15 protein-coding genes and 1 riboswitch are annotated in these 13,098 nt (G+C 30.0%); of the genes, 5 read left to right on the forward strand and 10 right to left on the reverse strand.

Annotation, left to right across the window (positions count from 1 at the left end):
- The 3 genes from JG780_RS04500 to JG780_RS04510 all read left to right on the forward strand — a co-directional run.
- The coding region (locus JG780_RS04500) for an oxidoreductase dimerization domain-containing protein (RefSeq protein WP_503005317.1) at nucleotides 1–238 on the forward strand (238 nt) is incomplete at its 5' end.
- Nucleotides 239–254: 16 nt separating this feature from the next.
- Nucleotides 255–872 carry an N-glycosylase/DNA lyase gene (locus JG780_RS04505; protein ID WP_012579320.1) on the forward strand — a complete coding sequence of 206 codons (618 nt, stop codon included), beginning with the start codon at nucleotides 255–257 and terminating at the stop codon, nucleotides 870–872.
- Nucleotides 873–874: 2 nt separating this feature from the next.
- The gene (locus tag JG780_RS04510) at nucleotides 875–1,660 is read left to right on the forward strand and encodes a Rossmann-like domain-containing protein (protein ID WP_012579321.1); all 786 of its coding nucleotides are present in this window, start codon (nucleotides 875–877) and stop codon (nucleotides 1,658–1,660) included.
- A gap of 120 nt (nucleotides 1,661–1,780) precedes the next feature.
- Here JG780_RS04510 and lepB read toward each other — a convergent pair whose 3' ends face one another.
- From lepB to ffh, 8 genes are read right to left on the reverse strand one after another with little or no spacing between them, the layout of a single operon-like run.
- Nucleotides 1,781–2,653 carry a signal peptidase I gene (gene lepB / locus JG780_RS04515; protein ID WP_287569348.1) on the reverse strand — a complete coding sequence of 291 codons (873 nt, stop codon included), beginning with the start codon at nucleotides 2,651–2,653 and terminating at the stop codon, nucleotides 1,781–1,783.
- A gap of 6 nt (nucleotides 2,654–2,659) precedes the next feature.
- Complete coding sequence (gene rplS, locus JG780_RS04520) at nucleotides 2,660–3,007, reverse strand: 50S ribosomal protein L19 (protein ID WP_012579323.1); 348 nt, start codon at nucleotides 3,005–3,007, stop codon at nucleotides 2,660–2,662.
- A gap of 19 nt (nucleotides 3,008–3,026) precedes the next feature.
- A complete protein-coding gene (locus JG780_RS04525; RefSeq protein ID WP_287569349.1) occupies nucleotides 3,027–3,593 on the reverse strand; it encodes an RNA methyltransferase in 567 nt (188 codons plus the stop codon).
- Nucleotides 3,583–4,323 (reverse strand): tRNA (guanosine(37)-N1)-methyltransferase TrmD, encoded by a 741-nt coding sequence (gene trmD / locus JG780_RS04530; RefSeq protein WP_287569350.1) that lies wholly within the window; start codon nucleotides 4,321–4,323, stop codon nucleotides 3,583–3,585. The genes JG780_RS04525 and trmD overlap by 11 nt, the downstream gene beginning before the upstream one ends.
- Nucleotides 4,320–4,856, reverse strand: a complete 537-nt coding sequence (rimM, locus tag JG780_RS04535) for a ribosome maturation factor RimM (protein WP_004103395.1) — start codon at nucleotides 4,854–4,856, stop codon at nucleotides 4,320–4,322. Before rimM ends, trmD begins: the two co-directional genes overlap by 4 nt.
- A complete protein-coding gene (locus JG780_RS04540; RefSeq protein ID WP_004103397.1) occupies nucleotides 4,853–5,077 on the reverse strand; it encodes a KH domain-containing protein in 225 nt (74 codons plus the stop codon). The genes rimM and JG780_RS04540 overlap by 4 nt, the downstream gene beginning before the upstream one ends.
- On the reverse strand, nucleotides 5,074–5,358 hold the full coding sequence (gene rpsP / locus JG780_RS04545; protein ID WP_004103399.1) for a 30S ribosomal protein S16: 285 nt from the start codon (nucleotides 5,356–5,358) through the stop codon (nucleotides 5,074–5,076). Before rpsP ends, JG780_RS04540 begins: the two co-directional genes overlap by 4 nt.
- Before the next feature lie 23 nt (nucleotides 5,359–5,381).
- Nucleotides 5,382–6,689 (reverse strand): signal recognition particle protein, encoded by a 1,308-nt coding sequence (gene ffh, locus JG780_RS04550; protein ID WP_287569372.1) that lies wholly within the window; start codon nucleotides 6,687–6,689, stop codon nucleotides 5,382–5,384.
- 217 nt (nucleotides 6,690–6,906) lie between these two features.
- Nucleotides 6,907–7,018, forward strand: a riboswitch (TPP riboswitch).
- A 40-nt stretch (nucleotides 7,019–7,058) separates the two neighbouring features.
- Here ffh and JG780_RS04555 point away from each other — a divergent pair.
- The gene (locus JG780_RS04555) at nucleotides 7,059–8,036 is read left to right on the forward strand and encodes a thiamine ABC transporter substrate-binding protein (RefSeq protein WP_114703124.1); all 978 of its coding nucleotides are present in this window, start codon (nucleotides 7,059–7,061) and stop codon (nucleotides 8,034–8,036) included.
- Nucleotides 8,009–9,556: an ABC transporter permease gene (locus JG780_RS04560; protein ID WP_287569352.1), complete on the forward strand. Its 1,548-nt coding sequence runs from the start codon at nucleotides 8,009–8,011 to the stop codon at nucleotides 9,554–9,556. The genes JG780_RS04555 and JG780_RS04560 overlap by 28 nt, the downstream gene beginning before the upstream one ends.
- Here JG780_RS04560 and JG780_RS04565 read toward each other — a convergent pair.
- Entirely contained in the window at nucleotides 9,553–10,413 is an 861-nt protein-coding gene (locus JG780_RS04565) for a VIT1/CCC1 transporter family protein (protein ID WP_287569354.1), read from the reverse strand. The genes JG780_RS04560 and JG780_RS04565 overlap by 4 nt on opposite strands.
- A gap of 68 nt (nucleotides 10,414–10,481) precedes the next feature.
- Nucleotides 10,482–12,974, reverse strand: a complete 2,493-nt coding sequence (locus JG780_RS04570; RefSeq protein WP_287569355.1) for a glycogen/starch/alpha-glucan phosphorylase — start codon at nucleotides 12,972–12,974, stop codon at nucleotides 10,482–10,484.
- Nucleotides 12,975–13,098: the final 124 nt, after the last annotated feature.

Raw genomic sequence — 13,098 nt, forward strand, 5'->3', positions numbered from 1 at the left:
GGCAAGAACAATGGAAGAGAAATTAGGATTTGCAAAGGTAATAGAAGAAAAAGAAACGGGGAAGGTATTGGGAGTAACGATAGTGTCAGCAAACGCAACGGATATGATAATGGAAGGAGTGTTGGGAGTAAAATATGAAATGACAACAGAAAAAATAGCAGAAGCAATACATCCACATCCAACACTGACTGAAACACTTCTTGGTGCTTTTGAAGGTAAGTGGGCTATACATATTTGAATAAAGCGGTGATTCTATGGTTGAAGAAATTAAAAAAATTTATTTTGATGCAAAAGAACTTGTTGAAAATCGTTGGAATGAATTTTTAAAATTAAAAAACAGTAATGATGAGCTCTTATTATTTTCTGAGTTATCCTTTTGCGTTTTGACTGCAAACTGGTCTGCTTCCGGTGGTATTAAAGCCCAAAAAGAAATTGGAGATGGATTCTATACCCTTTCACTCTCTGATCTTGAAAAAGCCTTAAAAAAAGTCGGGCATCGTTTTCCTAAAGCTCGCGCAAAATATATATATGAAAATAGGTGGATTGTAGGAAAGTTAATCGATCTTATTAAGAGCTATGATGTATATACCATAAGGGAATATCTTGTAAAAAATATAAAAGGTATTGGATGGAAAGAAGCTTCACACTTTTTAAGAAATATAGGTTTTTGTGAAGTTGCTATTTTAGATAAGCATATTTTAAGAATTCTGCATAAATATAAATATATTCATGAAATTCCAAAATCATGGAGTAAAAAAAGATACCTTGAAATTGAGAAAATTTTTAATGAAATTTCAAATGAATTTGGTGAATGTCCTGGAAAATTTGATTTATATGTTTGGTATTATATTAAAGGGAAAGTCGAAAAATAGGGGTGATTATTCTGACATTTTCTAAAAAATTATACGACGAAGCTCTTAAATATATTAACAATGAAACACTTAAAGATTACATAATAGGTCTTGGTCTCTCAGCAGCTTTATTAAGTGATGGAAGATGCGGTGTAAGCTATACATTACGTGAAGATACTCTCGGAAAATGTGAGGAGTTTTTCAAATGTACTGGTGATTTTGGAAATCCAGTAAGCAAGATAAATCCAGGAATGAGAGTAAAAGAGGTTCTAAATATTGGTCTATTTTCTCCTGATCCTTTAATAAGATCTGTTGCTTATGCAACATTAAATGCCGTATTTTCAACTAATGAAATTAAAAGTATGTATTCTCTAGGTGATTTAAGTCAATATATTAATGTTAATCTTGATGATACAGTAGGTTTTATAGGTCGAATTGATCCTTTAATAAACCTATGGAAGCCTAAAGCTTGGGATATATTAATATTCGATAGAAATAGAAAAGGTAGTGATGAAATTTTACCTGATTGGGCTATAGTTGATCTACTTCCCAAATGTTCAGTTGTTGTTATCTCAGGTTCTGCAATTGTAAATGGCTCTATAGATTGGATACTAAATTATGTAAAAACTGATAAGGTTGCAATTGTTGGACCTTCAACTACTTTAGTTCCCAATGTTTTTCCAGTTAAATTACTTGCAGGAATTAATGTTTTAAATTCAGATAAGTTATTCAAACTAATATCACATGGAGCTGGAACTAAAAAAATCATTGCTGAAAAAGCAGTTGAAAAAGTTGTATTAATTCAATAATAATTGTTTTTCATAAAAGTTGTTTCATAAAATATCACTACAAAACCCCATCCAATATAAATAGGATGGGGCTTTTTTAGAATTTCTATAACTCATTCAGACTATTTCCATTAATTTTAATTAGTTATTTAATTTTGGCAATGGTTGAACTGGCCCAAAACTTTGGAAAGGCCAAATTCTCAATATAGGTCTTCCAATCACTGCTTCTTTTGGAACAAAACCAAAATATCTGCTGTCTAAACTTTCTTTTGAATTGTCGCCCATGAAAAAGTAAAAACCTTCTGGAATTTTAATATAAACCTGTCCATTTTCAGTCCATACATAATCATCAAAATCAACATTCTTTGGCTTTAAATATTCATCTACATATTCATGATATGGTATTCCATATGGGACAGGATACATCCCACCAATTATACTGAATATAGTATTTGCAAGCTCTGCTCCATTTTTAAGTGCGATATTATATAAAAAATTTCTATATTCAGTTTTATTATCTCTTAACCTACTTGCTTGATCTAAATATTTCCACAAATTAGGATATTTAAAAATACCATCAGGTTGATAATTAACATTCTTTAAGTTTTCTGGAACTTTGCCGTTAACAAATAATTTCCAGTTACCATCTACATTCTTTAAAGTAATTATGTCTCCTTCTTTAGCAACTAATCTTTTTACATATTTTACATGTCCCTTAAATTTTGATGGAGCGAATAAATCCATAAACTTGTCAAATGCTCTTAACATTTGCTCTGCTCTTTCATCCCTAAATGGAGTCCAAAATACCACGATTTCACCAATTTCTGGCTCACTCGCTTGATATGTAATTTTTTCAATAAAAAGGCGGTCCCCAATATTAATCGTTGGGATCATAGATCCTGTGGGGACCAACATAGTTTCAAAAACAAATAATCTAATAATGGTTGCCGCAACAATTGCATACAAAAGCGTAATCACAACTTCTTTGGCAATTTCTTTAGGAGATTTTTTCATTGTTAATTACCTTCTCTCCTTAATTTTCACCTTTCCGCGTACTTCTCTTAAATAGTATAATTTTGCTCTTCTTACCTTTCCTCTTCTAACAACTTCAATCTTTTCAATTATTGGAGCATACAATGGGAAAATTCTTTCTACACCAATACCATTTGCACCAATTCTTCTAACTGTAAAAGTTTTGCTAATGCCAGAACCTCTCATAGAAATTACAATTCCTTCAAATGCTTGTGTTCTTTCTTTGTTTCCTTCTTTAAATCTAACATAAACTTTTACTGTATCACCAGGTCTAAATTCTGGAACATCCTTAATCTGATCTTTTTCAATAATTCTAACAAGGTTATCCATACTCATGTTAATCCCTCCCTTTATACTATACATTTTCTCCAATTAATCTATCAAGAATAATAGCAACTGCTGCTCTAACAGATAAATGGTTAAAATCACTTTTTGCTCTTACTGGTTCTAACGCATAATCGCATTTGGACAATATCTCATTGGGCATTCCCCAACCTGTTCCAAACAATATTAAAATAGGTTTTTCTGATTCAAGCACCATTCTTCTTCCAGCTTCAAAACTTATCGTATTTTCTCGCATTTTAGCAGAAGTAAACATTATAATAGGTTTTTGCCCTTCTATTCTTTCAATATCTTCTACTACATCTTCAAAATAAGCTTTTAATTCAACTAATGAAAGTGCTTCAGAACGATTTGGATTATACTCTTTTCCAAATCCTTCTCTCCAATATTCTAAAACCTTTTTTACAATATCTTGCTGTGCAGGCAGATTATTAACTAAATAATATTTTTTAATCTTATATGTCCTACTTGTTCGTGCAATATCATGTATATCTAAATTCGTCACTGCTGTTGAAATTATTTTACCATCTCTGCCTAATATAGGATAATGAATTAAAGCAATATACACCTTACTTAACATTATTAATCAACTCCTTGAAAAGTTCAAGCAAAGCCATTTTATCAACTTCATCAAATTCTTTCTTTAAAAATAAATCCGGTCTTCTTTTTATAGTCTTTTTCAAAGACATCTTCCTTCTCCAAAGTTCAATTTTCTCATGGTTACCTTCTAATAATACTTCTGGAACTTTTCTACCATCAAATTCTCTTGGCCGCGTATAATGAGGATGATCTAATAAACCAGTATTAAAAGACTCTTCTATTACAGATTCCTCAGAAATTATTCCAGGAACAAACCTAGAAATTGCATCAATCATTACCATAGCTGGGAGTTCTCCGCCAGTTAAAACATAATCTCCAATTGAAATTTCATCATCAACTAATTCCATTACTCTTTCATCAATTCCTTCGTATCTACCACAAATTATTAATAAATTCTCTTTCAAACTTAACTCTTTGACAAGATCATTATTGAAAGTCCTTCCTTGTGGACTAGTTAAAATTGTATGAGGCTTTCCAAAAGCTTGAACATAAAAGTCGTAAAACCTAAAGAATGGCTCTGGCTTCATAACCATTCCTGGACCGCCGCCAAAAGGATAATCATCCACAGTTCTGTGCTTATCACTTGTAAAATCTCTCAAATTAAAAATGTTAATCTCTATTTTATTCTCTTGAACAGCTCGTGAAATAACTCCATATTTTTTTATTACTTCAACCATTTCTGGAAAAATTGTCAAAACACTAATTTTCAATCCAACCACTCCGGTACTTTAACAACAATTTTTTTATTTTCTTTGTCTAAAGTTATAATATAATCATAAATTACAGGTATCAAAATTTCATCTTCTTTATTTTTATTTACTACTATTACATCATTACTACCTGTTTGTATGACTTCATCAACAACACCTAAAACTTTTCCCGATTCATCAATAACTTGACTTCCAACTATTTCAAAGAAATAATACTCATCTTTCGATAAATTTGGCAGTTCATCTTTATTGATATATACTTTAGAGCCTACAAATTTTCTAGCATTTTCAACATTTTCGACACCATTTAATTTAATGATGTAGTAACCATCAGCCAATCTTAAATTTTCTACAGTTGCAACCATAAATTGTTTTGTTTTTTCATTATAAAGAAAAATCTCTTCCAAAGACTCAATAATTTCTGGAAAATTAGTGAATGGATGCAATTTTAACTCTCCTTTGAGCCCATGTGTTTTTCCTAAAATTGCAACTGCAACCTTTCCGCTTAAAAGCTCTCGGAGAGTATTTATCATCTTACCACCTTCAAAATAAAGTTGTTTTCATCCGTTATAGAGGATAACAAAATTTTTATTGACTTTATTGTTCTTCCATCTTTTCCAATAACTTGACCAACATCCTCAGGATTAACGGATATTTCAAACACCTTTTTCCCACTTTCTTCAAATTCCAATACGACAACCTCATCGGGATTTTTTACAATCCCCTTGAGCATATACTCAAGGAGTTCTTTCATTTATTTTCCTCCTTCTTTGTTCTCTTAAGTTCATCAACCTTTTTAAACACTCCTGCTTTTCTCAGTAAATTTCTTACAGTATCACTTGGCTGTGCACCTTTCATTATCCATTCTACAGCCTTATCAACATCAACATTCAAAATATATGGATCCTTGATTGGATCATAGTAACCTAGACTTTCAATGTATGCACCATCTCTTCTTTTTCTTTGATCCACAACAACAATTCTGTAAAATGGTTGCTTTTTCTTTCCCATACGAGTTAATCTTATCCTTACCACTCTAAACACCTCCATCAAATTTTTTAAATTTTAAATCCTTTTAAATTGAATGGTAATTTTCCTTTCTTAAATATTTTCATCATTTTTTTCATTTCCTCATAGTTTTTAAGAAGTTTATTTACCTCTTGAACACTTGTACCGCTACCTTTTGCTATTCTTTTTTTTCTGCTCGCATTTAAAATTTTTGGATTTCTTCTTTCTTCAGGTGTCATTGAATTAATTATTGCTTCAATTATTTTTAACTCTTTTTCACTTTGATTTATATCCACTTTCGGACTACCAGGCAACATCTCTACAATTTTTGATAATGAACCTAACTTTTTTATCTCTTTTAATTGCTCCTGAAAATCTTCAAGTGTAAATTCTGCATTAAGCATCTTTTTGCCTAGTTTTTGCATTTTATCTTTATCAAGTTCTTGCTCAGCTTTTTCAATTAAGCTTAAAACATCTCCAAGCCCTAAAATTCTACTAGCAATCCTTTCAGGATGAAACTCTTCTAAGTCTTCTATCTTTTCTCCAACTCCTATAAATTTTATAGGTTTATTAGTAATATACCTTATCGAAAGTATTACACCACCTCTTGCATCTCCATCCATCTTTGTAACTACATATCCTGTAACATCCAACCGTTCATTAAAAATCTTTGCCGAATTTACAGCATCTTGGCCAGCCATGGCATCCACAACCATCAATATTTCATCTGGATTAAGGATATCCTTTATTTCTTCTAATTCATTCATCATTTCATCATCAATATGCAAACGCCCCGCAGTATCAAAAATTACAACATTGTATCCACTGTCTTTAACTTCTTTTATAGCCTCACGAACTATTTTAACTGGATCTTTTCGATCACCATAAAACACTGGAACATCAATTTTCTTACCTAACGTTATTAATTGGTCTATAGCAGCAGGTCTATATGTATCAGCAGCAACCAAAAATGTTTTTTTTCCTTTTTTCTTAAGCAAATTTGCAAGTTTTGCTGCCGATGTAGTTTTACCACTTCCCTGAAGTCCAACCATCATAATGTAAGAGGGTGAATGCACAAGACTTAATTGAGATTTTTCCCCCATAACTCTAATTAATTCATCTCTTAAAATTTTAATAAACATCTGATCCGGAGTTAAGGACTTTAATACTTCCTCACCAGTAGCTTTTTCAGTTACTTCTGCAATAAATTCCTTTACCACCTTGTAGTTTACATCAGCTTCTAGCAATGACAGCTTTACCATTTTTATTGCTTCTTTTATATTTTTTTCAGTGATTTTTCCTTTTCCCGAAAGCGTCTTAAAAGCTTTAGAAAGTTTTTCTTGCAAACCTTCAAACAACTTCAATCACCTTCCTTCACCTTCATTAGTATATAATACTTTTTTACTAATTCAATTAAATTTTTGTAGCCGATTGAAAAATTATTCAAAATTATACGTAACAATAATGTTAAGTAAAAGTTGTCGCTTAACTTAACTGATAGTTTTTAGTTAACTTTATAGTAACATATTATAGAGGATATTTTATTGATGTACTTTATAAGATATAGTATAATAGAAATATCCCAAGGGGAGCTCCATAAATCCGGGGCTGAGAGGAAGGTGGAAACCTTCGACCCTTAGAACCTGAACCGGGTAATACCGGCGGAGGGATGGGATGCAAAATCCCTCCGATCAAGGAGGGAATTTTTTTTTAAAAGGAGGGGTTATATGAAAAAAGTACTTATTTATTTAATATTAACTATCTCAGTAATTTTATTTTCAGCAGAAAAACTTGTCGTTTATACATATGACAGTTTTGTATCTGGCATTGGTAAAGAAATTGTTCCAATATTTGAAAAAATGTATGGTTGTAAAGTAGAACTTTTATCTTTTGGCGATGCTGGAACTGTGCTTTCAAGACTTATGCTTGAAAAAAACAATCCTAAAGCTGATGTAATAGTTGGGCTTGATCAAGCATTATTAATTAGAGCCATTGAAAATGATCTAGTTCAAAAGTTTAAACCTGAAAATTTATCCTTGCTAAAATATCCAGAATTGTATAATGAATACGGTACTCCATATGATTTTGGTGCAATTGCTATTGTTTATAACAAAGAAAAAATTAAAAATCCACCAAAAAGCTTTAACGATCTTTTAAAAGATGAATTTAGAGGAAAAATCGTTGTTGAAGATCCTAGGACTTCAAGCACTGGTCTTAGTTTTCTTCTATGGACTATTGCTGCATTTAATGAAAAATATCTAGATTTTTGGTCAAAATTTAAAGACAATTTATTGACAATAACCCCCGGATGGGACGAAGCATTTGAAATGTTAGAATCAGGTGAAGCTGATATTATGGTTAGCTATGCAACCGATGGTGCATACAGTTATTATTACTATGGTAACGTTAAATACGTTCCAGTAATTTTAGATGAAGGAGCATTTGTTCAAGTAGAATATGCGTCACTCGTAAAAAATGCCAAAAATGAAGAACTTGCAAAAAAATTCATAGAATTTCTACTTTCAGATGATTTTCAAGAAAAAGTCCCTTTAAATCAATGGATGCTTCCTGTTACAAATGTAAAGTTACCTGAAGCTTTTAAATATGTTCCTGAAATAAAAAAAGTTCTTGAAATAAAAGAAGATATTTATATGAATCAAGAAAGGATTTTAAAAGAATGGACAAAAGAAGTAATTGGTGGTTAATTCCAATTACGTTTATAATGGGAGGAGTTATCCTCCCATTTACTTTTTTATTTATAAAGATAGGTGGTATAAATATAGACTCAATTTCGGATAATTTTAATATTATCAAATTCACTATTTACCAAGCTTTTATCTCATCTATATTAGCAACCGTTATAGGCCTTCCTGGAGCATATATCGTCGCTAGAACAAAAATGAATAAGTATTTAAAATCCACTTTTAGAATACTGTCAGCCATTCCTTTTATTTTACCGGGAGTAACAATGAGCATAGGTTTTTTAATGACATTTGGAAATAATGGAATAATAACAAATTTTCTTAAATTATTTGGTTTTAACCAACGATTACTTTATACTTTTTCTGCTATAATAATAGGTCATGTTTTTTACAATTTTCCGCTTTTTATCCGTATAGTTGGCGAAACTTGGGAAAAAATAGATTCCAGTATTATAGAATCTGCGAAACTAGATGGCGCAAATAATTTATTAATCTTTTTTAAAATTGAAATTCCATTAATTCTTTCATCTATTTTAAAGGCCTTTCTCTTGACATATGTATATACATTTACAAGCTTTTCAGTTGTACTAATATTAGGTGGTATAAAATATTCCACTATTGAAGTTGCTATTTATATGTATACAAAAATCTTGTTTGATTTTAAAAGTGCGCTAACTTTATCAATTGTGCAAATAATATTAATATCCCTCATTTCATATATTTTATCATTTGAAAGACATACATTCTTATCAGGAAAAGCTCTGAAAGAAAAATTCCCAATTTGGGGTTATCTTTATCTATTAATAACAACTATATTTATATTTATTCCTCTTATTTACTCACTCCTTTCTGGTTTTATTAAATATGGTGGGGGATTTGGGATTGAAAATTTTAAGTTATTATTTTCAATAGATCTTAAACGCTATATTGGAACTAGTTTTCAATCGATGATTATTTTTACTCTAATGTTTTCAATATCTGCATCTCTACTTACAATTTTAATATCAATGATAGCTTCTTTTTATAACATAAGAAAAAAATTTAAGCTTGAATACATAATGTTAATACCTGCAGCAATTTCACCTGTAACACTTGCTTTTTCATATATTGCCATAGGAATAAGTCAATTTATTGCTATACCAATAATTTATTCACTTATAAGTCTTCCTATTGTCTTCGGAATTATTTCCAGTGGTTGGAAAACATTAGATGAGTTTTCAGAAGAAGCAGCGTTAATTGATGGAGCTAATTCATTTGTTTTAAATTTCAAAATTAGAATTCCTCAAATGAAATATCATATACTTACCGCTTTTGTTTATGCATTTACTCTCTCTTTAGGAGAAATGTCTGCAACCATTACCTTATCTACCCCTCCGGTTTCTACTTTCTCCATTTCAATATATAGACTTCTTAGTTCAAGGAAAATCCCTCAAGCAAGAGCACTTAACTCCATTTATTCTATAATAGTGTTAATTTTGTTTTTAATTATTGAAATTTTGAGAAACAAAAATAAAAATGACTAAATTTCAATATTGAATAATCTCTTTGCTATAATCCCTATAATAAATGATACAATCATTACACCAAAACTAATTAAAAACATTTCTAAAAAATATTGTTTAAATGTTTTTTCTTGAACAACAGAAACAAAATATGAAAACAATAATATAACAACTATTGCATTTATAATTAAAAAAGATAAAGAAATCATTGGTTTGGAAAAAACAAGATAAGGTATTACAAGAAATATAACCGTTAAAATATAAGCAATTCCTGTATATATAGCTGCTTTTAATGGATTTTGAGAATTTTTATCTGCTTTCTGAGATAAATATTCAGATGCAGACATTGAAAGCGATGCTGCAATTCCAGTAATAATTCCAGATAATGCTACCATTCTTGAATTTTGAAAAGCAAAAGTCAATCCAGCAAGCGTTCCCGTAAGTTCAACAAGTGCATCATTCAATCCCAATACCATTGAGCTTATATAATTTATCTTTTCTTCATCAATTAGTGATAAAAGCTCTTTTTCATGAACATTCTCATCGTTAATTATTTTATTTATTTCAGGTACTTTTCCAACAAACTCTTTATACTTTTTTTGTGCTGATTCTTCACCTTTTTCCATTGCATTTAATGCAAAAGTTAAGCCAAATAAAAATGACAAAAATGTATACCACCATACTTTAAAAATATTTGGTCTTAATTCTTTATTTGTGTATTTTTTAAAATAATAATAATGCTTTAATTCATCGTCTGATATTTTTATTAAAATGTTTTTATTTCTCTTATTTTTAGAAAAACTTGCAAGTTTTTTATAAACATAATATTCTGTAATCTCATTTTTCTGAAATTGGATTAAATACTTTTCTTTATGCATTTAAACACCTCCTAATATTTATTTTAGCATAAAAATTGCCGAGCTAAATAGCTCGGCAATGATATTATTTATATACTTTTTACTTTCCAAATATCTCTAGCATACTCTCTAATAGTTCTATCACTAGAAAACATACCTACCCGTGCAACATTCAAAAGCGCTTTTTTATTCCATCTATATTTATCTCTGTATATAAAATCTATCTCTTTATGTCTTGTTTTATAACTATCAAAATCAGCAAGTAGCATATATTCATCTGCTTGTGCTCCGTTTAAACCGAACAAAAGTGATTGGAAAATATCTTTAAAGAGTTCTGGATCATTTTTATTAAAATATCCGTTATTAATAGCATCTAAAATTTTTCTAATATTTTCATTTCTTAAATATATTTCATATGGATTATATAATCTGCTTTCCTTGAGTTTTGCTACTTGTTCTGCAGTTAATCCAAAAATGAATATATTTTCATCACCAACACACTCTTTTATTTCTATATTTGCACCATCAAGAGTTCCAATTGTTAGTGCTCCATTCAATGCAAACTTCATATTTCCTGTTCCAGAAGCTTCTTTACCAGCAGTCGAAATTTGTTCACTAACATTTGCGGCTGGAATTATTATTTCAGCAAGAGAGACATTATAATTTGGCACAAAGACTACTTTTATCTTATCTGCAATTTCATTATCATTATTTATTACATCTGCTACACTATTAATTAATTTTATAATTAATTTTGCCATTCTATATCCTGGAGCTGCTTTTGCACCAAAAATAAATGTGCGTGGGTATATATCTTGCCCAGGATTTTCTTTTAATGTTTGATATAAATAAATTATGTGCATTACATTCAACAATTGTCTTTTGTATTCATGAAGTCTTTTAACTTGAACATCAAAAATAGAATCAGGATTCACATCGATATTCAATTCTTTCTTAATATAATTTGATAATCTAATTTTATTATTTTGTTTTACTTTATAAAATTCATTTAAAAAAACTTTATCGTCTGCATATTTCTCCAAATTTTTAAGATGATCTAAATTAACAATCCATTCATCACCAATCGTATCAGTAATCAACTTCGAGAGTTCAGGATTGCTTTGTAATAGCCATCTCCTTTGAGTAATACCATTCGTCTTATTATTAAACTTTTCTGGCCATATATCATAAAAATCTTTAAATACACGTTCTTTTAATATTTCAGTATGAAGTTTTGAAACACCATTTATTGAAAATGAACCTACTACAGACAAATTAGCCATTCTCGCTTGTTTAACATGACCTTCTTCAAAAATTGAAACATTTCTAATCTTCTCAATATTTCCAGGATAATATTTTGAAACATTATCTAAAAACCTTGCATTAATTTCATACATAATTTCTAAATGTCTTGGTAGCAATCTTTCTAAAAGATGGACTTCCCATTTTTCCAATGCTTCAGGCATAACAGTATGATTAGTATAAGCAAAAGTTTTTGTTGTTATTTCCCAAGCTTTCTCCCAGGGTAAAAATTCTTCATCTACAAGTATTCTCATCAACTCTGGAATTGCCAATGCTGGGTGAGTATCATTAAGCTGGATTACATTCTTTTCAGGAAAAATGTCAAAATTATTACCAAATTGAGACTTAAATCTTCTAATAATATCTTGGATTGAAGCTGAAACAAAGAAATATTCTTGTTTTAACCTCAACTCTCTTCCTGCATAAAATGCATCATTAGGATACAACACTTTTGAAATTGCTCCAGCTATTGCTTGAGACTCAACAGCTTTTACATAATTTCCTTTTTGGAAATTATCAAAATCAAACTCAGTAATTGGCTTAGCAGACCATAATCTTAATGTATTTGCAACGTCATTACCATATCCAACGACAGGTGTGTCATACGGAAGAGCTATTACATCATATGTATCTACCCATCTAAATCGAGTATTTCCTTCTTTATCCTTATAACTTTCAGTCCTACCAAAAAATTTTACTTTAACTGCTCTATCTTTTCTCTCTATCTCCCATGGATTTCCGTTTTTTAGCCAGTCATCAGGAACCTCGACTTGAAATCCATCCTTTATTAGTTGCTTAAATATACCATATTCATATCTAATACCATATCCGTATCCCGGATATGATAAAGTAGCAATTGAATCTAAAAAGCAAGCAGCTAATCTTCCAAGCCCACCATTTCCAAGACCTGCATCTGGCTCAATCTCAGAAAGCTCATCTAAGCTAAGTCCAATTTCATCCATTGCTTTTTTTATTTCTTTATCAATTTTCAAATTTAATATATTATTGTATAAAAGACGGCCCATAAGAAATTCAATAGATAAATAATATACCCTTTTAACATCATTCGATTCATAGTATTTTTTCTGAGTTTTTAACCACCTTTCCAAAACCCTATCTTTGACTACCAAAGATAATGCATAAAACTTATCCCACATCGTTGCATTTTTAAAATCTTTCCCTAGAGTTAAATTAAGATGATCAATAAAATTTTCTTTTAAATCCTTTACCTTTTTTGAAGTCCTATATTTCTCATCTTTTAATTTTTTTGAAACGTCCATCATATATACCTCCATTCGGAATCGTTTCCAATATATTTTTACTAAAAACCAATACAATTTTATAATTATTATCACAAAATGTCAAGAAAAAAGAAGATTCTAATTATAATTTTCAAATAAAACA

This window comes from Thermosipho sp. (in: thermotogales), assembly GCF_020054775.1.
In the GTDB taxonomy this organism is placed as follows: Bacteria; Thermotogota; Thermotogae; order Thermotogales; family Fervidobacteriaceae; genus Thermosipho; species Thermosipho africanus.

Coding starts and splice junctions, on each gene's coding strand:
- JG780_RS04525 (WP_287569349.1), bottom strand. CDS start 3,593: ATGTTAAGTAAGGTGTATATTGCTTTAATTCATTATCCTATATTAGGC.
- JG780_RS04505 (WP_012579320.1), top strand. CDS start 255: ATGGTTGAAGAAATTAAAAAAATTTATTTTGATGCAAAAGAACTTGTT.
- JG780_RS04555 (WP_114703124.1), top strand. CDS start 7,059: ATGAAAAAAGTACTTATTTATTTAATATTAACTATCTCAGTAATTTTA.
- rplS (WP_012579323.1), bottom strand. CDS start 3,007: ATGAGTATGGATAACCTTGTTAGAATTATTGAAAAAGATCAGATTAAG.
- JG780_RS04570 (WP_287569355.1), bottom strand. CDS start 12,974: ATGGACGTTTCAAAAAAATTAAAAGATGAGAAATATAGGACTTCAAAA.
- JG780_RS04565 (WP_287569354.1), bottom strand. CDS start 10,413: ATGCATAAAGAAAAGTATTTAATCCAATTTCAGAAAAATGAGATTACA.
- JG780_RS04560 (WP_287569352.1), top strand. CDS start 8,009: ATGGACAAAAGAAGTAATTGGTGGTTAATTCCAATTACGTTTATAATG.
- lepB (WP_287569348.1), bottom strand. CDS start 2,653: ATGAAAAAATCTCCTAAAGAAATTGCCAAAGAAGTTGTGATTACGCTT.
- rimM (WP_004103395.1), bottom strand. CDS start 4,856: ATGATAAATACTCTCCGAGAGCTTTTAAGCGGAAAGGTTGCAGTTGCA.
- JG780_RS04540 (WP_004103397.1), bottom strand. CDS start 5,077: ATGAAAGAACTCCTTGAGTATATGCTCAAGGGGATTGTAAAAAATCCC.